The 18516-nt window shown below is 59.8% G+C and carries 19 protein-coding genes; 5 read left to right on the forward strand and 14 right to left on the reverse strand.

The window, feature by feature from the left end; all coding sequences use genetic code 11:
• Positions 1 to 94: 94 nt before the first annotated feature.
• Entirely contained in the window at positions 95 to 3091 is a 2997-nt protein-coding gene (locus ACR0C9_RS15720; protein ID WP_480781545.1) for an ABC transporter transmembrane domain-containing protein, read from the forward strand.
• Between the two features lie 3 nt (positions 3092 to 3094).
• On the opposite strand, the gene ACR0C9_RS15725 is transcribed toward ACR0C9_RS15720, so the two are convergent.
• From ACR0C9_RS15725 to ACR0C9_RS15760, 8 genes are all read right to left on the reverse strand, one after another.
• Positions 3095 to 3382 (reverse strand): metalloregulator ArsR/SmtB family transcription factor, encoded by a 288-nt coding sequence (locus tag ACR0C9_RS15725; RefSeq protein ID WP_170737018.1) that lies wholly within the window; start codon positions 3380 to 3382, stop codon positions 3095 to 3097.
• A gap of 106 nt (positions 3383 to 3488) precedes the next feature.
• Positions 3489 to 4721 carry a mandelate racemase/muconate lactonizing enzyme family protein gene (locus tag ACR0C9_RS15730; protein WP_480781436.1) on the reverse strand — a complete coding sequence of 411 codons (1233 nt, stop codon included), beginning with the start codon at positions 4719 to 4721 and terminating at the stop codon, positions 3489 to 3491.
• A gap of 105 nt (positions 4722 to 4826) precedes the next feature.
• Positions 4827 to 6044 (reverse strand): TCR/Tet family MFS transporter, encoded by a 1218-nt coding sequence (locus ACR0C9_RS15735; protein WP_480781546.1) that lies wholly within the window; start codon positions 6042 to 6044, stop codon positions 4827 to 4829.
• A 75-nt stretch (positions 6045 to 6119) separates the two neighbouring features.
• A complete protein-coding gene (locus ACR0C9_RS15740) occupies positions 6120 to 6848 on the reverse strand; it encodes an alpha/beta fold hydrolase (RefSeq protein ID WP_480781437.1) in 729 nt (242 codons plus the stop codon).
• A gap of 12 nt (positions 6849 to 6860) precedes the next feature.
• Positions 6861 to 7649: a 3-oxoadipate enol-lactonase gene (gene pcaD / locus ACR0C9_RS15745; protein WP_480781438.1), complete on the reverse strand. Its 789-nt coding sequence runs from the start codon at positions 7647 to 7649 to the stop codon at positions 6861 to 6863.
• A gap of 52 nt (positions 7650 to 7701) precedes the next feature.
• Positions 7702 to 8676: a threonine ammonia-lyase gene (locus ACR0C9_RS15750; RefSeq protein ID WP_480781439.1), complete on the reverse strand. Its 975-nt coding sequence runs from the start codon at positions 8674 to 8676 to the stop codon at positions 7702 to 7704.
• Positions 8673 to 9500, reverse strand: coding sequence for an alpha/beta fold hydrolase (locus ACR0C9_RS15755; protein ID WP_480781440.1), 828 nt, complete (start codon positions 9498 to 9500; stop codon positions 8673 to 8675). The genes ACR0C9_RS15750 and ACR0C9_RS15755 overlap by 4 nt, the downstream gene beginning before the upstream one ends.
• Entirely contained in the window at positions 9500 to 10186 is a 687-nt protein-coding gene (locus ACR0C9_RS15760; RefSeq protein WP_170454468.1) for a haloacid dehalogenase type II, read from the reverse strand. The genes ACR0C9_RS15755 and ACR0C9_RS15760 overlap by 1 nt, the downstream gene beginning before the upstream one ends.
• 126 nt (positions 10187 to 10312) lie before the next feature.
• Between ACR0C9_RS15760 and ACR0C9_RS15765 the strand changes: the two genes are divergently transcribed.
• Positions 10313 to 10741 carry an FKBP-type peptidyl-prolyl cis-trans isomerase gene (locus ACR0C9_RS15765; protein ID WP_170623842.1) on the forward strand — a complete coding sequence of 143 codons (429 nt, stop codon included), beginning with the start codon at positions 10313 to 10315 and terminating at the stop codon, positions 10739 to 10741.
• An 8-nt stretch (positions 10742 to 10749) separates the two neighbouring features.
• On the opposite strand, the gene ACR0C9_RS15770 is transcribed toward ACR0C9_RS15765, so the two are convergent.
• The 4 genes from ACR0C9_RS15770 to fabA are packed head-to-tail and all read right to left on the reverse strand — an operon-like array spanning position 10750 to position 13551.
• Positions 10750 to 10923 (reverse strand): hypothetical protein, encoded by a 174-nt coding sequence (locus tag ACR0C9_RS15770; RefSeq protein WP_170454464.1) that lies wholly within the window; start codon positions 10921 to 10923, stop codon positions 10750 to 10752.
• A gap of 59 nt (positions 10924 to 10982) precedes the next feature.
• Positions 10983 to 11774, reverse strand: coding sequence for an enoyl-ACP reductase FabI (locus tag ACR0C9_RS15775; protein WP_170454462.1), 792 nt, complete (start codon positions 11772 to 11774; stop codon positions 10983 to 10985).
• 5 nt (positions 11775 to 11779) lie between these two features.
• Complete coding sequence (gene fabB / locus ACR0C9_RS15780) at positions 11780 to 13009, reverse strand: beta-ketoacyl-ACP synthase I (RefSeq protein ID WP_170623841.1); 1230 nt, start codon at positions 13007 to 13009, stop codon at positions 11780 to 11782.
• A gap of 32 nt (positions 13010 to 13041) precedes the next feature.
• Positions 13042 to 13551, reverse strand: coding sequence for a bifunctional 3-hydroxydecanoyl-ACP dehydratase/trans-2-decenoyl-ACP isomerase (fabA, locus tag ACR0C9_RS15785; protein WP_170326986.1), 510 nt, complete (start codon positions 13549 to 13551; stop codon positions 13042 to 13044).
• A 211-nt stretch (positions 13552 to 13762) separates the two neighbouring features.
• Here fabA and irrA point away from each other — a divergent pair, with 211 nt between their 5' ends.
• Positions 13763 to 14182 carry an iron response transcriptional regulator IrrA gene (irrA, locus tag ACR0C9_RS15790; protein ID WP_170454458.1) on the forward strand — a complete coding sequence of 140 codons (420 nt, stop codon included), beginning with the start codon at positions 13763 to 13765 and terminating at the stop codon, positions 14180 to 14182.
• A gap of 1 nt (position 14183) precedes the next feature.
• Here irrA and ACR0C9_RS15795 read toward each other — a convergent pair whose 3' ends face one another.
• Positions 14184 to 15080 carry a LysR family transcriptional regulator gene (locus ACR0C9_RS15795; protein WP_480781441.1) on the reverse strand — a complete coding sequence of 299 codons (897 nt, stop codon included), beginning with the start codon at positions 15078 to 15080 and terminating at the stop codon, positions 14184 to 14186.
• Between the two features lie 84 nt (positions 15081 to 15164).
• Here ACR0C9_RS15795 and ACR0C9_RS15800 point away from each other — a divergent pair, with 84 nt between their 5' ends.
• Positions 15165 to 15962 (forward strand): phytanoyl-CoA dioxygenase family protein, encoded by a 798-nt coding sequence (locus tag ACR0C9_RS15800; RefSeq protein WP_480781442.1) that lies wholly within the window; start codon positions 15165 to 15167, stop codon positions 15960 to 15962.
• Between the two features lie 70 nt (positions 15963 to 16032).
• Here ACR0C9_RS15800 and ACR0C9_RS15805 read toward each other — a convergent pair whose 3' ends face one another.
• Positions 16033 to 16896, reverse strand: coding sequence for a glycosyltransferase family 2 protein (locus tag ACR0C9_RS15805; RefSeq protein ID WP_480708517.1), 864 nt, complete (start codon positions 16894 to 16896; stop codon positions 16033 to 16035).
• Positions 16897 to 17018: 122 nt separating this feature from the next.
• On the opposite strand from ACR0C9_RS15805, the gene miaB reads away from it, so the two are divergent.
• Positions 17019 to 18338 carry a tRNA (N6-isopentenyl adenosine(37)-C2)-methylthiotransferase MiaB gene (gene miaB, locus ACR0C9_RS15810; RefSeq protein WP_480781443.1) on the forward strand — a complete coding sequence of 440 codons (1320 nt, stop codon included), beginning with the start codon at positions 17019 to 17021 and terminating at the stop codon, positions 18336 to 18338.
• Positions 18339 to 18516 lie beyond the last annotated feature (178 nt).

Below are 18516 nucleotides of genomic sequence, written 5' to 3' on the forward strand. Positions count from 1 at the left end.
CTGGGATTGTGTAGATTTATACTGTTCAGTTTTCCGGCATATCGCCAATCATGAGTTTTGAGTACAAGCAGGGGCAGGTTCCATAGAGCGCACGATCTTTCGTTTTATCTGGAAGTATTCCAAACGCGACCAGCTGATCCTGCTGGCCGTGACCTCGACGCTATTTCCCTTGCTGTACCTGACGTTGGAGTTGCCCAAACGCATCATCAACGATGCGATCGGTGCCAGCAGCGATATTGTGGACGTCTGGGGATACAGCCTGCCGCAGACCAACTTTCTGATCATCCTGTGTTTTGCCTTCCTTGCTGCGGTTCTCGCCCATGGCCTGATGAAGATGCGCATCAACACCATGAAGGGGGTGCTGAGCGAGCGGATGCTGCGGCGCTTTCGCTATCAGTTGATCAGCCGTGCCCTGCGTTTCCCGCAGCCCTATTTCGAGCGGGTCAGTCAGGGCGAGATGGTGTCGATGATCACCGCCGAAAGCGAGCCGATGGGCGGCTTGATGGGGGATGCGATCAGCCAACCGGTTTTGCAGGCGGGGCAGATGATTACTATCCTGTCCTTCCTGTTCCTGCAAAGCGTCTGGTTCGGTCTGGCGGCGGTGGCTCTGATCCCCTTGCAGGCCTGGTTGATTCCGAAATTGCAGCGCCAGATCAACCTGTTGAACAAAAAACGCATACAAGAGGTGCGCGTGCTGGCCGCCCAGATCGGCGAGAATGCCGCCGGTGCCTCGACCCTTCGCGCCAATGGTGGCTGGCGTTATCGCCGCGCAATGATCTCGGATCAGTTGGGGCGGTTGTTCGGGATCCGGTTCGAGATCTATCAGAAGAAGTTCTTTATGAAGTTCATAAACAACTTCATCTCGCAACTGACCCCGTTCATGTTCTATCTGGTTGGCGGCTTGCTGGTGCTGCAGGGTTCGGTCTCGCTGGGGGCACTTGTGGCGGCTTTGGCAGCGTATAAGGACCTGAGCTCGCCGTGGAAGGAACTGCTGACCTATTACAACCAGACGCAGGATATGTCGCTGCGCTGGGACGTTGTGATCGAACGCTTCGCGCCTTCGGGAATGCAGGACGAGAGACTATTCGAGGGTGAGCCACAGGCACGCCCGCATCTGAACGGCGACATCGTTCTGGATCACGTCTCGGTCCGCGATATGGACGGCAATCAGGTGCTGGACGATCTGAACCTGACGTTCCCGGGCGGCAAGATCATCGGCATCGCGGCCCCAAGCGAAGAAGATCGGCGCGCCGTAAGCGAATTGCTGACGCGCGAGATTCTGCCAAGCGCGGGCAAGGTGGCAATCGGTGATCATAATCTGTCCGAGCTTCATCAAGGCGTGGTGGCGGCGCGGATCGGCTATGCCTCGTCCCGGCCGGTCATGTTTCAGGGCACGCTGGGTGACAACGTTATGATGCCGATGCGGTTCAAGCCCTTGTCCGATCAGACGGATGATCCGGACTTTGCTGAAACCTTGCGGGCGGGCAACAGCGACGATCCGTTCCAGACCGAATGGCTGGACCCGTCCCTTGCCGGTTTGCAGGATGCCAGCGAGTTGCGGGACTGGTGGTTGAAGCTGATCGATGGAATGGGATCGGGTGCCGCCTTGTTCCAACGCGGGGCCGAGCAGGTCTTTGATCCGGGCACCCACCCGGAGCTTGCCCGCAAACTGATCGATCTTCGCCCAAAGGTTCAAGAGGCTGTTCAAAAAGCGGGCCTGACGCAGCAGGCGCTGATTTTCGACCGCCAAAGCTATAACCCCGCGTTGCCGGTGGCCGAAAACCTGTTGTTCGCCACCCCACGCGTTCCGGTGACGCAGGATTTGCTGGCCAAACAGACCGTCTTCCTGGGCCAGTTGCGAGAGTTGGGTCTGGATGAAACGCTGATCGCCCTGACGCGCGATGTGATAGATATGTTGCGGCAGATCTTTGGTCTTGATGGCACCGATCACCCGCTGTTCCGCAAACTGGGGCTTGAGGCCGCAACCTATGAGACTGCGGTCGAACTGGTTGAGCGGACACGGAAAGAGGGTGCCTCGGGTCTGGATGACGAGCAATTGGCCAACCTGCTGGCCGTGCCATTGGTGATTTCCGCGGAACAGATCGGTCCGGCCTTCACGGATGAGTTGAAGAACCGCATTCTTGAACTGCGGCACAGCCATTCCGACAAGCTTTTGGCGCGGTTGCAGGATGTATTCGTTTCACTGGACCCGGATCAGTTCGCCCCCGGCCTGACGGTGATGGAGAACGCGCTGTTTGGCAAAGTCAGCCAGATCGGCGGCGCGCGATCCGACGAGGCGCGCAAGCTGATCGTCGATGTGCTGGCCGAAAACGGCGCGCGGCTGCTGGTTGTCGAGTTGATCTATGACGTTCCGGTTGCGCTGGGCGGTCAGAACCTGCCCGCCGTGTTTGCCGAGCCGCTGGCCTTCACCCGTGCGACGATCAAGAAACCCGACATCCTGATTCTGGAAAACGCGCTGGCCAGCTATGACATGCAAACGCAGGTAGCGGTCTACAAAAACCTGCGCGAACTGATGCCGGACACGACGGTCATCTACCTGAACGATCAGTTCGAGAACCCGGATGTATTCGACATGTATGCCGAAATCCGGCAAGGTCGTGTGGTCACGGACGAAGGACCTGCGGACGTGGAAGAAGACAGCGCCGCCTCGGCTGACCTTGCGCGCAAGCTGCGCGCCCTGGAACAAACACCTCTGTTTTCCGGCCTGGATCGCAGACAATTGCGTCTGCTGGCCTTTGGTGCGCGCTGGTTCGAGGCGATCCCGGGGCAGGTGGTGTTCCTGAAAGACGATCAGCCGACCGATGGGGCCTATGTGGTTTTGGAAGGTGAGGCGGGCCTGTTCCTTCCGCAACCCGACGGCCCCGATCAGCTGATTACCAAGGTGGGGCCGGGTGAGTTGGTGGGCGAGTTGGGCCTGATCCGCAAGGAACCTCGCGCGCTGAGCATGGTGGCCGAGACCAAGATGTCCTGCCTGCGCATTGGTGAGGAAGAATTCCTGGCCGTGGTCGAAAACGACGCTGCGACCGCCTTCAAGCTGATGCAGGTGATTGCCGGTTACGTGTCGAACTGACCGCTAGCCGGCGGGCTTGCAAAACAGTTCATACAACAACCCGATCACCTGCCGTGTGTTCCCGTCTGCCAGCGAATAATAGATGGTCTTGCCATCGCGGCGGGTAGACACCAGATTTTCCTCGCGCAGCCGCGCCAGCATCTGGCTGACGGCCGCCTGCCGGATTTGCAGCAGGTCTTCCAACTGCCCAACCGATTTTTCCCCGTCGCCCAAATGGCACAGGATCATAAGACGCCCTTCATGGGCCAGTGTCTTGAGATAGGCCGCGGCGCTTGCCGCGTTTTCTTTCATATTTGCCGACGTATCAGGGGTTTCGTCGATTAGTTCATTCAGGGTCACGGGTAGGCCACTTGTCCGATTGGGGTTGGCGCAATATGCCCCAACCCATACGGGCTTGTCACCCCTCGGTGGCGGGGGCTCCGCCCTGAAAGGCATTGCCGTTGGCATAATCGCAGGGGTCTTCCTGCATTTGCAGGTGCAGCCCGTCTCCGGTGTACGGGTGCGCGCGGGCCAGATCTTCGTTGACTTCGATCCCCAGACCGTGCGCGCTTGGCGGCGTGACAAAGCCGTCCTCGACCCGGATTGCGCCATTGATCAACTGATCATGGAACGGTGTTTCGATGGTTTCCAGCAACAGAAGATTCGGAATCGATGCGGCCAGATGCGTATTCGCGGCCCACTCCACCGGACCGGCATAAAGATGCGGGGCCATCTGCGCGTTGAAGACCTCGGCCATGGCGGCGACCTTCTTCATCTCCCATATCCCGCCAGCGCGGCCCAGGGCGGGTTGCAGAATCTCGGCGGCACCGGCGCGCAAAACTGCACCGAATTCGGCCTTGGTGGTCATGCGCTCGCCGGTTGCGACCGGGATGCGCACGTTGCGGGCGACGCGGGCCATATCCTCGATATTGTCCGGCGGGGTGGGTTCTTCAAACCACAGCGGCGAATAGGGTTCCAACGCCTGCCCCAACCGGATTGCGCCCGCCGTGTTGAACTGACCATGGGTGCCGAACAACAGGTCGGCTTTGTCTCCAACCGCTTCACGGATCGCTTTGCAGAACGCCACGGACATTGAGATGTCGGACATCGCGGGCATATGCCCACCCCGGATCGTATAAGGGCCAGCCGGGTCGAACTTGACCGCGGTATAGCCGCGCCGGACCATTTCAGCGGCGCATTCCCCGGCCTGATCCGGAGCGGTCCAGAAATCATTCAGGTTATGCTGGGGCAGGGGATACAAGTAGGTGTAAGAGCGGATGCGTTCGTTCATCAGCCCGCCCAGCAAGGCATAGACAGGCCGGTCCCGATCCTTGCCCAGAATGTCCCAGCAGGCGATTTCGAGCCCCGAGAACGCGCCCATGACGGTCAGGTCCGGGCGTTGGGTGAAACCGCTGGAATAGGCGCGGCGGAACATCAACTCGATATTCTCGGGGTTTTCGCCCAGCATGTGCCGTTCGAACACATCGCAGATCACGTGGCGCATGGCCTCGGGACCGATGGATGAGGCATAGCATTCGCCCCAACCGGTAATGCCTGTGTCGGTGGTCACTTTGACCAGTATCCAATAACGCCCGCCCCAGCCCGGTGCGGGTGGCGCTGTGATGATGATATCGAGGTCCTGCAGTTTCATCCCGTGCCCTCCGGCCCTGTGGGTTTGACGTGTCGACGCGTGCGATGCGCCGGACTGTTTCAGCCACGGTGGCGCGGGAAGATGCAGGCCGCAAGGCGGAAATCGTCAGTTTGATGTCGCTGTTACGCCCTGGATTGGGCGGGCGCGCAAAAACAGCACACACCCTGCCAGCATCAGAACCAGCGCCAATAGGAACGGCGCGCCGGGCAGGTAGACAATTGTGTCCGGTCTGATGAACTGCGCGAAGATGCTGGTCATCAGCAGGGGTGAGATGACCATCGACAAGGCATGCAGCGATGTCAGGACGCCCTGCAATTCCCCCTGTTGCGAATCCGGTGTGGCGCGCGACATCATTGCCTGCAGTGCAGGAGTAATGACGGCGCCGATGGCGGTGATCGGGATCAGCATCAGGGCGATCAGGCCGTTGGTCAGAAAACCCAGAATACCAAAGCTGACGATTTCGAAAACCATCCCGTATATGATTGTCACCCGTTCACCCAGAGAGCGGGTGGCAGGGCGGATCAACCCGCCCTGAACGGCTGCCATAGCAAGGCCGTACACGCCCAATGACACGCCGATCATCTGCGGGGACCATCCGAACCGCTCGGTCGTGAAATAGGCCCAGATGGCCGGATAGACATAGATCGACACCGAGTAGAGGAAATAGACCCACAGCAAGGGGCGAATGCCGGGCAGGGCGGCAATAGCCTTCAACGAATTGATCGGGTTCGCGCGCCTCAGACTGAAGGCCCGGCGGGTCTTGTCCGTCACCGTTTCCGGCATCACGAACAAGCCAATGGCAAAGGTCATTGCAGACAGGCCCGCGGCCGCCCAAAAAGGCGCGCGGGTGCCGTATTCGCTCAGCAATCCGCCCACGACAGGGCCCAGCACAAAACCGACGCCAAAAGCCGCCCCCAACAGCCCGAAATTCGCCGCCTTGTCCTGCGGTTTCGAGACGTCGGCCATGAAAGCGGCCGCCGTTGAATGCGTGGCCGCCGTGATCCCGCCGACGATACGGCCCGCCAGAAGCAGCCAGATACTGCCCGCCAGCGCCATGACCACATAGTCCAACACCATGACAAACAGGGATACCAGCAGAACGGATCGGCGTCCGTAAGCATCGGACAAGTTACCCAGAATCGGCCCGAATACGAACTGCATCGCGGCAAAGGCGGTGCTGAGGATGCCACCCCACACCGCCGCATTGGCCAGCGTACCGCCCTGAACCTCGACAATCAGTTGGGGCATGATCGGCATGACCAAGCCGATGCCCATTGCGTCGATCATGACGATGGAAAGAACAAAGACAAAAGGCAGGCGCATCAGAACCGTCACGTCGTTTCAACCCTCGCACCCTAGGCGGGGTTACTACGTTAGGAAAGAGTTGCCCGAGGTCATCTATGTTTGGTCATGCGACAATTGCTGTTTCAGATCAGACAGGATGTTGGCCAGTTGATCCGGGTGCGAAAAGAAGGCCGAATGCCCCGAGTGGATGGTGCGTCGGAACGCGGGCGGGATGCCCTCGCTCATCTTGCACTGATACTCAAAGGGTACTGTGTGGTCATCGCTGGTGGCGATATAGGCGCGCGGGACCTTTTGGTAGCGCGCGCCAAGATGCAAGGGTGTATCTTGCGGACGAATGGCCTGAGGACACAAGCGGCCAAAGGCGTAGGGCGTGATGTCCGGGTCGCAGTCGTGGTAGAACAGCTCTCTTACGCAGTCCGGACGGACGGTATAGGACAGCCCGTCGGCGGATTTTTCCACCGCGTCGGCAATCGTCTGGCTGGGTCCGCGTCGGCGCATTTCGACCATCGACAGACCGTCCTGCGGGACATAGGCGCTGAGGTAGATCAGCGCGCGCATGGCATCCGGCTGCGCCTCGGCCGCGGCACTGATGGGATACCCGCCCCATGAATGGCCCACGATGATCGTGTCCGGGGTTGTCGCCGACAGGATAGAATCCCTGCACCCATCCAGCGTGACATCTGCGATCGGGGTTGGATCAGCGCCATGGCTGGGCATGTCGATGGCGCGGACCGAGTGGCCGAGGGATTCCAGCACAGGAATCAGGTCGCGCCAACACCACGCGCCGTGGCAGGACCCGTGGACCAAAAGGAAATCAGCCATGTATTGGCTCCTTCAAATATGCCCGATACCGGTCAAGAATTCGTTCAGCAAAGCTGCGTAGTCTTCAGGTTTTTCCACGCAGGGCAGATGGCCCGCGCTGCGCATCAGTTTAAAATCTGCGCCCGGGATCAACTCGACCGTCTCGCGCACCAAATCCGGTGGGGTCGAGCCGTCCTCGCTGCCGGCGATGCCCAAGGTAGGCAGCCGCAAGCCGCTGGTGGGCGTATAAAAATCCGTGCCCGCAATGGCCGCGCAGCATCCAAGATAGCCTTCGACCGGCTGCCCAACCATCATATCTCGCCACGGCAGATGTTTCTGCGCTGCCCGGAAATCCCGGGAAAACCAGCGCTCCATCGTGGCATCGGCCAATGCTTCGATACCGCCCTGTTGCACGGCCTGTATCCGATCCTGCCAAATCGGCGGGTTGCCGATCTTGGCTGCGGTGTTCGACAAGACCAGCGCGCGGACCTGATCCATGCGTTTGACGGCCAGACCTTGCGCAATCATACCACCGATGGACAGACCGACAAAGACACAGTCGCGCACCTCAAGGTGATCCAGCAACCGTTCGACATCCCGAATCAGAGCACCCATGGAATAAGGGCCACGCGGGACTGAGGATTGCCCATGCCCGCGTTTGTCATACCGGATGATCCGCAGCCCGGCGGGCAGATGGGGCAGAATTGCGTCCCAAAGATGCAGATCGGTGCCCAGCGAATTGGCAAAGACAATAGGGGCGCCATCCGGGGCGCCATCGATCCGGTAATGCAGCTTTACATCGCCAAAATCCGCGCAGGTCATGCGTTTGATCCTTCTGTCCGTGTCGATGTTTTGCACAGAACTGTGGCGATTGTCAGGTCAGGAATTCCAACGCCTTTGCAAATACTTCCGGGTCGGCGTTTCCGCCGGATGCCACCACGATCACGGCGTCACCTTCGATCTCGTCTGTCCGGAACAGGGCCGAAGCCAGCGCCACGGCCCCGCCTGGTTCCAGCACGACTTTCAGGCGTAGGAAGGCCAAGGCCATGGCACGCAGCGCCTCGTCCTCGGTGATCGACAGGCCGGGGCCGCAAAGGCGTTTGAGAATCGGGAAGGTAATTTCACCCGGCTGCGGGGTCAGAATCGCATCGCAAATATTGCCCGAGGTCGCCGCGTTCTTCTGGATCTGCCCCGTCGCCAAAGAGCGTTTTATGTCATCGAACCCCTCGGGCTCACACGGGCGGGGGCGCAGGTCGGGGGCGTGTTTCTCCAGCGCCAGCGCGATGCCCGAGGTCAGACCGCCACCGCCGCAACATACCAGCACATCAGCCTGAGTAACGCCCAACGCCTTGGCCTGACGTGCGATCTCAAGGCCCACCGTGCCTTGCCCGGCGATGACCTGAGGTTCGTCATAGGGGCGGATCAGGGTCAGCCCGCGATCCGACGCCAAAGCCTCGCCAATCTCTTCACGGCTCTCGCTCGCGCGGTCATACAGCACCACTTCACCGCCCAATGCGCGTGTGTTGTCGATCTTCAACTGCGGCGCGTCCGAGGGCATGACGATCACCGACGCCACGCCATGTTTCGACGCAGCCATGGCAATGCCCTGCGCATGGTTGCCCGAGGAATAAGCGATCACCCCGCGCTGCCGTTGATCCGGTTCCAGCGCCGAGATGGCCGACCACGCGCCGCGAAATTTGAAGCTGCCGGTGTGTTGCAGGCACTCGGGTTTTATCAGAACACGTCGACCTGCGATCTGGTCCAGAAAGGGCGAGGTCAGAACCGGGGTTTCCCGAGCATGTCCATGCAGCCGTTCAGCGGCGGCTTCGATCAGTTCAATCGTACTCATGTCACACTCAGGACCCTGCGAATGATGTCTAAGGATTCGGGTTCATCCAGAAACGGGACATGCCCGCGATTCGGAATCTCGGCCGAAATCAAGCCGGGGTGGCGGTTGTGCATCTCGGTCAGTGTCTCGGCACCCAGAACATCCGAATTTGCGCCCCTCAGCACGCCCGTTGGAATGTCGCGCAGGGCTTCGAAGAACATCCACATATCCGGGATCGCGCCGGTACCCGCCTGTTCCAGCAAAGCCGTGCGCAAGGCAGGATCGTAGCGCAGGCTCAGGCCGTCAGAGGTTGCCGCGTACTGGATCTCGGCCTGCGCACGCCAGCGTTCGTATGGAACGCCCGGGAATTGCGGCTTCATCACGGATTGCAGGGTCTTGGCGGCTTCGTTATAGGTTTTCGAAACCGGGGCCTTGCCGACGTAATCCATGATCTTGGCGATGCCCGCAGGTTCTATCACGGGGCCCACATCGTTCAGGATCACATGCGTCAAGCGTTCAGGGTGGCTGGCGGCAAGGGCCATGGCGATCAATCCACCGCGTGACGTGCCCAGAATCGCAGCTTTCGGCACATCCAGATGATCCAACAATTCGATCGCGTCGTGGGATTCGCGAAAGATGTTGTAGTTCATGAAATCCGGATCGTAATCGGACTGCCCGCGCCCCCGGTAGTCCATCATGATCAGGCGTTTGTCGCCAAGGTGCGGCTGCATAAAAGAAAAATCGCGGCTGTTGCGCGTCAATCCCGCCAGACACAGCACCGGTTGACCGGAGCCTGTATCCTCAAAATGAAGCCGCCTGCCGTCTGAGGTCGTGAAATCAGGCATCAAAGCCCCGCCAGTTCGGGGATCGAGGTCAGGTCGGACAGCACATGTGCGGGTGTCCAGGGCAGCCGGTCCATCGGTTCCCCGGCGCGGTTGACCCATGCGGTGACAAAGCCGTATCCGCTTGCCCCGGCAGCGTCCCAGCCGTTCGAACTGACGAACAAGACCTCGTCGCGGGCGCAGCCGAACCTGCCCTGCACCAGATCGTAGACTCGGACATGCGGCTTGAAGACACCAACACTTTCGACCGAAAGCACGTCGTCCAGAACGCCCTCGATCCCGGCCGATTTCACCGCGCCTTCCAGCATCGGGGGCGAGCCGTTGGACAAGATCGCCGATTGCAGGCCGCCATCCTTGAGCGCCTTCAGCATGGCCGGAACTTCGGGGTAGGCTTGCAGTTCCCAGTACAGGTCCAGCAAACGCTGCCGCAGTTTGGCATCCCCTTGCAAACCGGCGGCTTCCAGCGCCCAGTCCAGACCGTCCTGCGTCACATCCCAGAAATCGGCATGGGCATCGGCCACGGCCCGCAACCAGGTGTATTGCAACTGTTTCAGACGCCAATGCCCTGCAACCTCGGGCCAGGTGTCGCGCAATGCCTCAAAGCCGGGCTCGGATGCGGCCTGACGGGCGGCTGCGGCCACGTCGAACAACGTGCCATAGGCATCGAAGATACAAGTTGTGATTGCCATCTGCTCCCCTCCACATTCGGGCGCAGGTTGGCACACAAGGGCAGGGCGTTAAAGGGCGAAGGGTTTACATCATTGTGTAAGCCCCTAGGGTTGGCCGTTCAGTTCCCAAACGGCCCGGAGGCCCCAATGACCGACATCAAACAAGGCGACACGGTTCGCATCCACTACACCGGGACGCTGCTGGACGGAAACGTCTTTGACAGCTCGGACGGGCGCGATCCGCTGGAGTTTGTCGTGGGCTCGGGCCAGATCATCCCCGGTCTGGACAGCGCCATGCCGGGGCTGGCGGTCGGGGACAAAAAGCGGGTCGAGATTGCCTGCGTTGACGCTTATGGCCCGATTAACCCGGCGATGCGGCAGGTTATTCCTCGGGAAGGCATTCCGGATGACATTCCGCTTGAACCCGGTACGCAGTTGCAGATGCAAACCCCGGACGGTCAGGCGCTGCCGGTTATGGTGGTCGAGGCGAATGAGGCGACCGTGACACTGGATGCCAACCATCCATTGGCCGGGCAGGACCTGATCTTCGAGATCGAGGTCGTCTCGGTCAACTGATCGTGGGGCTATCCCAGTAGGGCTTCGATCGCGCCGCGCACCTGCGGCTGCGTAAAGAACACGAACAGCACCAGCAGAGTGGTCAGGGTCAGCAACAGCACGCGGGCGCGTTGGCTCAGGAAGCCCGATTTGCGTCGGGCCGTCCGGGCATTGCTTGCGATGATCTGGTCAAATTTGCTCATGCTGCAATCCCTGCCGCTGAAAGATGGTTAAATCTTGGCGGCGGCAGGGAAAGATATGGTCACATGAAATCGGGCTGTGGCATTCCGAGCACGTGAAAACCGCCATCGACGCGGATAATCTCGCCCGATGTGCAGGCACCCGCGTCAGATGTCAGGTAAACCGCTGTCCCGCCAACAGCCTCCAGCGTGGCGTTCGAACGCATCGGTGCGTTCTGGTCGCAGAACTTGTAGGTCTTGCGCGCGCCGCCGATGGCCGCACCCGCAAGCGTTTTCATCGGGCCGGGTGAAATGGCGTTCACGCGGATGCCTTCGGGGCCCAGATCATTGGCCAGATAGCGCGTTGCCGACTCCAGCGCGGCCTTGGCGACGCCCATGACGTTGTAGTTTGGAACAACGCGGTTCGACCCCTGGTAAGTCAGTGTCAGCAGCGAGCCGCCATTGTCCTTCATCATTGGATAGGCGCGGCGTGCGACCTCGACAAAGGAATAGGCCGAAACGTCCATCGAGTGCTTGAAGTTCGCCCGTGTGGTGTCCAGGAACCGGCCCGCCAGTTCCGACTTGTCGGAATAGGCAATTGCGTGAACCAGAAAATCAATCGTGGGCCAACGCGCGGCCAATTCTGCGAAGGCACGATCCAGCGAGGCGTCATCGGTGACATCCGCATCTACCATGAAATCGCTGCCAAGACTTTCGGCCAGCGGCGCCAACCGCTTGCCGAATGCCTCGCCCTGATAGGTGAATGCCAGCTCTGCGCCTGCTTCGTGCATGGCCTTGGCGATGCCCCACGCAATCGAGCGGTCATTGGCGACGCCCATGATCAGGCCGCGCTTACCCTTTAGAAGTTCCGACATCACATTCACCCGTTATACTTTGACAGAATCATGGATCCGTTGGTGCCGCCAAAGCCGAAGCTGTTGGTCATGACACTGTCCAGTCCTGCGTTTTCAACTGTTTTCGTTGCAATTTCACCGGGCAGGATGCCTTCGGCAAGTGTGTCGACATTGATCGACGGAGTAATAAAGTCGTTGTCCAGCATCAGCAGACAGAAGATCGCCTCAAGCGCGCCAGCCGCGCCCTGGGCGTGGCCGGTCATCGACTTGGTCGAGGAAATCGGCGGCACGTTGCCTTCGCCAAAGATGCGGCGGACGGCTTCGACCTCACCCACGTCACCGACCGGGGTCGAGGTACCGTGTGCGTTGATGTAGCCCACCTTGCGGCCTTCGGGCAGCGTATCCAGCGCCAGTCGCATGGCGCGCTCTCCGCCTTCTCCGGATGGGGCCACCATGTCGTGACCGTCCGAGGTGGCGGCATAGCCCGTGACCTCGGCATAGATCTTGGCACCGCGCGCCAGCGCATGTTCCAGCTCTTCCAGCACGACGATGCCGCCGCCGCCCGAGATCACGAATCCGTCGCGGTGTTCATCAAACGCGCGCGAGGCTTTTTCGGGCGTGTCATTGTATTTCGACGACATCGCGCCCATCGCGTCGAACAGGCAGGACAGGGTCCAGTCCAGCTCTTCTCCGCCGCCTGCGAACATCACGTCCTGCTTGCCCAGCATGATCTGTTCCGCCGCGTTGCCGATGCAGTGCAGCGACGTCGAGCAGGCCGAGGTGATAGAGTAGTTGATACCCTTGATCTTGAACGCAGTCGCGAGGTTGGCGGAAATCGTCGAACACATGCATTTGGGAACCGCAAAGGGCCCGATCCGCTTGGTTGCGCCGGTTTTCAGAACCGTCTGATGCGCCGTCAGCATGGCGCTTGTGGATGGCCCGCCGGAACCGGCCACCAGACCCGTGCGCGGGTTGACCACCTGGTCTTCGCCCAACCCGGAATCGGCAATCGCCTGGCTCATGGCGATATGGGCATAGGCTGCGCCGGGGCCCATGAACCGCAGGGTACGCTTGTCCACATGCTCGGCCACGTCGATTTTCAGCGTTCCGGCGATCTGGCTGCGAAAGCCATGTTCGACCATCTGTTCGTTGGCTTCGATGCCGGATTTGCCAGCTTTCAGCGAGGCCAGAACCTCTTGGGCATTGTTGCCGATAGAGGAGACGATCCCCAGACCGGTGACAACTACTCGACGCATGTGCGTGCTCCTTACATTCGGGCCGGTCAGGCTCAGGCTTCGGACAGAACGACTTTCATGTCTTTGACGTCGTAAATCATTTCACCGTCCGCTTCGACGATACCATCCGCGACGCCCATGGTCAGGCGGCGGGTCTGGATCGCCTTTTTGAAATCAATTTTATACGTCAGCATCTTGCGGTCCGGGCGCACCATTCCGGTCAGCTTGACCTCGCCCACGCCGACCGCCATGCCGCGCCCCTGCCAGCCGCGCCAGCCCAGGTTGAAGCCGGTCAGCTGCCACAGGCCGTCCAGACCAAGGCAGCCGGGCATGATCGGGTTGCCGGGGAAGTGACAGTCAAAGAACCAAAGATCGGGCGTAATGTCGAACTCTGCCAGAACATGGCCTTTGCCATGCGCACCCCCGTCTGCCGAAATATCGGTGATCCGGTCCATCATCAGCATCGGCGGGGCGGGCAATTGCGCGTTGCCGGGGCCAAAAAGCTCGCCTCGGGCGCATTTCAGCAGATCGTCTTTGTCAAAGCTGCTCGGGAATTGGGCCATTCTTGCCGCCTCTCCTGCCAGGGGTCAGTTCGTTATATCTGGCCTCGTCTAACACCCGTATGCAAGGTCCTGCAAGAGCGGCAGGCCACGTCATGGTGTTCCAGCGACACTCTTTTCCCTGCACCCGCAAGGTTTTTGCGAATGAATTTCATTTGAAATTCCTGACCAAGCGACCCTATATATATAACCAGCAAGAACGGGTATCGGATTTATGACACCTCAGAGCCGGAACATAGCGACAAATTGGTTGGAAGGCGCGGGTTTGCGCCCGACGCGTCAGCGTGTGGCATTGGCCGAATTGCTGGTTGGGGACGGGCGTCATCGTCACGTGACAGCCGAAAGCCTGTTTGACTCGGCCAAGTCCAATGGCGACGCAGTGTCGCTGGCGACGGTCTACAACACCCTGCGTGCGTTTTGCGACGCCGGTGTTTTGCAGGAAATCACGGTGGACGGATCGAAAAGCTATTTCGACACCAACACGCATGACCATCCGCATTTCTTTTGGGAAGACGAGGGCCGCCTGAGCGATGCGCCATCAGAGCAACTGGTCATTCAACGCCTTCCCGAAGCCCCGGAAGGGGTCGAGATCGCCTCGGTCGACGTGGTTATCCGCCTGCGCAAAAAGCAGTAACCTAAAACGCTGTTAGTCTGTTCAGCAGGGTTTGCTCGGCCAGAGCGACTGTTGCATCGACCGGTCCTGTCCCGTGCCGGGCCAACACGACAGCCTCGGGCGCGTCTTTGTCTGTAATCGGAAGGCTGACCAAGGGCTTGGCGTCGTAGCTAAGCGCATTCGAAGGGCTGGCATAGCTGATCGCGATCCCCTCGCCATGTGCGGCAAGGCTGCGTTGAATCTCCAGCGTTGCGGCCCTGTGCGCGACCGTTGGGTGCAGCCCGTTTTGCCGGAACAGGGTCAGCACATGCTGCGCGGACAGGCCTTCCTTGGACAGAATAAGGGGGTCGTTTGCCAACCCTGCCAGCGACACAGTCCCAGCCGACGCCAAGGGATGATCCGGGGGGACAAGGGCGCAAGGCACAGAGTCGAACAGCTTTTGCCGGACAAAACCCGCATCCATGCCCAGATCATAGGTGATGGCAATGTCGATCTGTCCGTCGATGAGGCAGTCCTGCAATCCCTCGAAGCTTTCAACCCGGTAGGACACAGATACATCCGGCATGACCGCCTTCAGGGCCTGCAACGCCGAGGCCAGATGGAAGGGTGCCAGATCGACGAAACAGCCCAACCTCAACTGGGATGAGCCCTGCGGCACGGGCGAGGGGCCTTCGATCGCCGCCGCCGCGCTTACCAGCCCTTGTGCCTGTTCGATGAACCGGCGGCCCTGCGGCGTCACAGCCATGGCCGCCCCGCGCCTGCGGGTGAACAGAGGATAGCCAAGATGCGATTCGACCCGCGTCAGCGCGGTGGACAGCGCCGGTTGCGAGACATTGAGGGCCTGAGCCGCCGCAGACAGGCTGCCATGGCGCCCGATGGCGCAGACATATTCATACTGGCGCAAGGAAATATATAACATCAAGTTATTTATAACTTCCAAAGATATGATTTGAACAGAAGGCATGGTTGGCATTTAACCGATGCAAACATCAAGGAGGTCGCCATGCCACATCCCCTCGTATCCAAAGAGATGATTGACACTTATCAGACCGACGGCGTTGTCCTGATAAAAGGGCTGTTTGCCGATCACGTGGATCAATTGCGCGGCGGCGTGGCGGCGAACATGGCAGAGCCTGGGCCCTATGCCTCGGAGAACAGAAAAGAGGGTCAGACCGGCCTGTTCTTTGACGATTACTGCAACTGGACCCGAATTCCGCAGTTTCGCGAGGTGATTGAGAATTCTCCGGCGGCCGAAGTGGCGGCTGATCTGATGCAGTCGAACAGCGTGCAGATGTTCCACGATCATGTGCTGGTCAAAGAACCCGGCACCTCGATGGCGACGCCCTGGCATCAGGACGGGCCGTATTACTTTGTCGAAGGGCAGCAGACCATCAGCTTCTGGTCACCGCTGGACCCGGTGAAACAGGCCACATTGCGTTGCGTTGCCGGATCGCATCGCTGGGAGAAAGAGGTTCTGCCGACCCGCTGGGTCAGTGAAGAGGGGTTCTTTCCGGATGAAGGCCAGTACATTCCCGTTCCCGATCCGGATGCCGAGGGCATGAAGGTTGTTGAGTTTGAGATGGAGCCAGGCGACGCCGTGGCCTTCAACTATCGCACGCTGCACGGTGCGCGTGGCAATCATTCGGACAGCCGCCGCAGGGCGTTCTCATTGCGGTTGGTCGGGGATGACGCGCGGTATGTGGACCGTCCAGGCCGGACCTCACCGCCATTTCCGGGGCATGACATGGTTCCGGGTCAGCGCCTGCGCGAGGATTGGTTCCCGGTCTTGCTGCAACGCTGATGGGGGGCTCTGCCCCCGCCGCGGCAAGCCGCGACTCCCCCGGGATATTTTTGGCCAGATGAAGAGCGGATCAGAACCACTGGCCGGGTTCCATCAGACCCAGCTCCATCAGCTGATCTGACCGCCACTGGAACGGTACCGAGTTACGCCAGCGGAAGCTGGGGATGTCGAAGGTGGAGCCCGCATTGCTTTTCAGGGCTTTTGCAGCGCGGAACGAGCAGATCGCAGCCGTCAGGTTGTGATGCCAGGGGCAGGAATAGGTGTTGTATTCCGGCTGGTTGAATGTGTGGTCCGGTTGAAGCGTCAGCTCTTTTTCGGCCTTGAACAGGGCGATCCTGTCGATGCGGCGTCGTTCATAGGGGATATGGTCCTCGAACCGCCAGCGCAGACCGCCGGACATGTCGAGTTGACGGTCGAGCGGTTGCCCCGTCGCGTCGTGGCGGGTGTGGGCATAGTAACCGGTACTGTCGAGCATGGCACTGTTCGGGGCGACGCCATTGGGGAATTGCGTCAGATCATCCGCGTACAGGTCGATCACATGGCATAGCATCGACGCGCGGCGTTCCTCGGTATGGAAGGCCAGCATCTCGCCAATGCTGCGGGTCTCGCAGAACGGATAGAACAGATATTCGGCATTGTAGCAATAGTATAGCCAGACACCCGGCGCGGCCTTTGTGATGCGGTTGACCGTGTCGAAGACAACAGACCCCGGGGCGCATTTCAACGTAACGCGATGCACCTGTTCGCTGATGGCCGCGCTCAGATCGAACTCGGCGGGCATGAAGGCGATCACGGATTTGAACCCGAGGCTCAGGTGGTGGTGCAGCGTGCTTTCGACCTCGACCTCATCCTCGGCAAAGACAAGCGCGACGGGACCTTTGCGCAGAGCGGTCTGACCCGATTTCAGGAAGGTATCGAGGGATTCGTACTGCATCGCCTGTTTTCGTTCGCGCCTTGCTGGAAAGTTCCGCCAAATTCGGGTAATTGCGCCCGCATTGCAAGCGGCGTTCGAAGCATATAGATGACGCCGATCCAGCGACTGCAAAGGCCCGATCCATGTCCGAACCGAAAAAGCTGTTTATCAAGACCTATGGCTGTCAGATGAACGTCTATGACAGCGAGCGCATGGCCGAGACGCTGGGCGGGCAGGGTTATGTCGAGACCAAGTCGGCGGACGATGCGGATATGATTCTGCTGAACACCTGTCACATCCGGGAAAAGGCGGCCGAGAAGGTGTATTCCGAACTGGGTCGGTTCAAAGGGCTGAAGGCCGAGAAACCCGATCTGAAAATTGGCGTTGCCGGGTGCGTGGCGCAGGCCGAGGGCGAAGAGATCATACGCCGTCAACCGTTGGTCGATCTGGTGGTTGGCCCGCAAAGCTATCACCGCTTGCCCGAGATGGAGGCCAAGACGCGTACCGGGGCCAAGGCGCTGGACACGGATTTCCCCGAAGAGGACAAGTTCGAGAAGCTGAAGAACCGCCCCAAGGCCAAGCGCGGCCCGACGGCGTTTTTGACAGTGCAGGAAGGCTGCGACAAGTTCTGTGCCTTTTGCGTCGTGCCCTATACCCGCGGGGCCGAGGTCAGCCGCCCGGCGGATCGTATCATCCGCGAAGCGCAGGATCTGGTGGAACGTGGGGTCCGCGAAATCACCCTGCTGGGTCAAAACGTCAACGCCTATCACGGGGCGGGCCAAAATGGCGACATGACGCTGGCCGGTCTGATCTGGGCGTTGAACAAGGTTGATGGGCTGGAGCGTATCCGCTTTACCACCTCGCACCCCAATGACATGGCGGATGATCTGATCGAGGCGCATGGCACCTGCGAGAAACTGATGCCGTATCTGCATTTGCCGGTTCAGTCGGGCTCGGACCGGATATTGAAACGGATGAACCGCAGCCACACGGCCGAAAGCTATCTGCGCCTGATCGAGCGTATCCGGGCGGCGCGTCCCGATATCGTGATGTCGGGTGACTTCATCGTCGGATTCCCGGAAGAAACCGAAGAGGATTTTCAGGCGACGCTGGATTTGGTTGAACAGGTCAAATACGGCTATGCCTATTCGTTCAAATACTCGACCCGACCGGGTACTCCGGCGGCAGAGCGGGCGCAGGTAGACCCGGATGCGGCCGATGATCGTTTACAGCGCTTGCAGGCCTTGATCACGCGCCATCAGCGCGAAATTCAGGATGCGATGGTGGGCCAAACGGTGCGTGTTCTGTTCGAAAAATCCGGGCGTCTTGATGGGCAGATGGTGGGTAAATCCGAGTATCTGCATTCGGTTCACGTCAAGGGCCCTGAAATAGCGGTTGGAGATCTGCGCGACGTTCGCATCACCGAATCGGGGGCAAATTCGCTGGCGGGTGAACTGCTTTAGGTTGACGATTATCCGTCGATGAAGAGCCAATTGTGGTGTTTGTTTCCAAAATTTACCCTTGATTTATTGCTTGGAACTATGTTCCGACGAAGGTCAGATTTTTGACAGACGAATATGGAAGCGTCTTTCAATTGTCGTTGGGCGTCGAATCACAGGCCTTGTCGACGTGTGATGGAGG

The organism is Ruegeria sp. C12 (genome assembly GCF_056537745.1).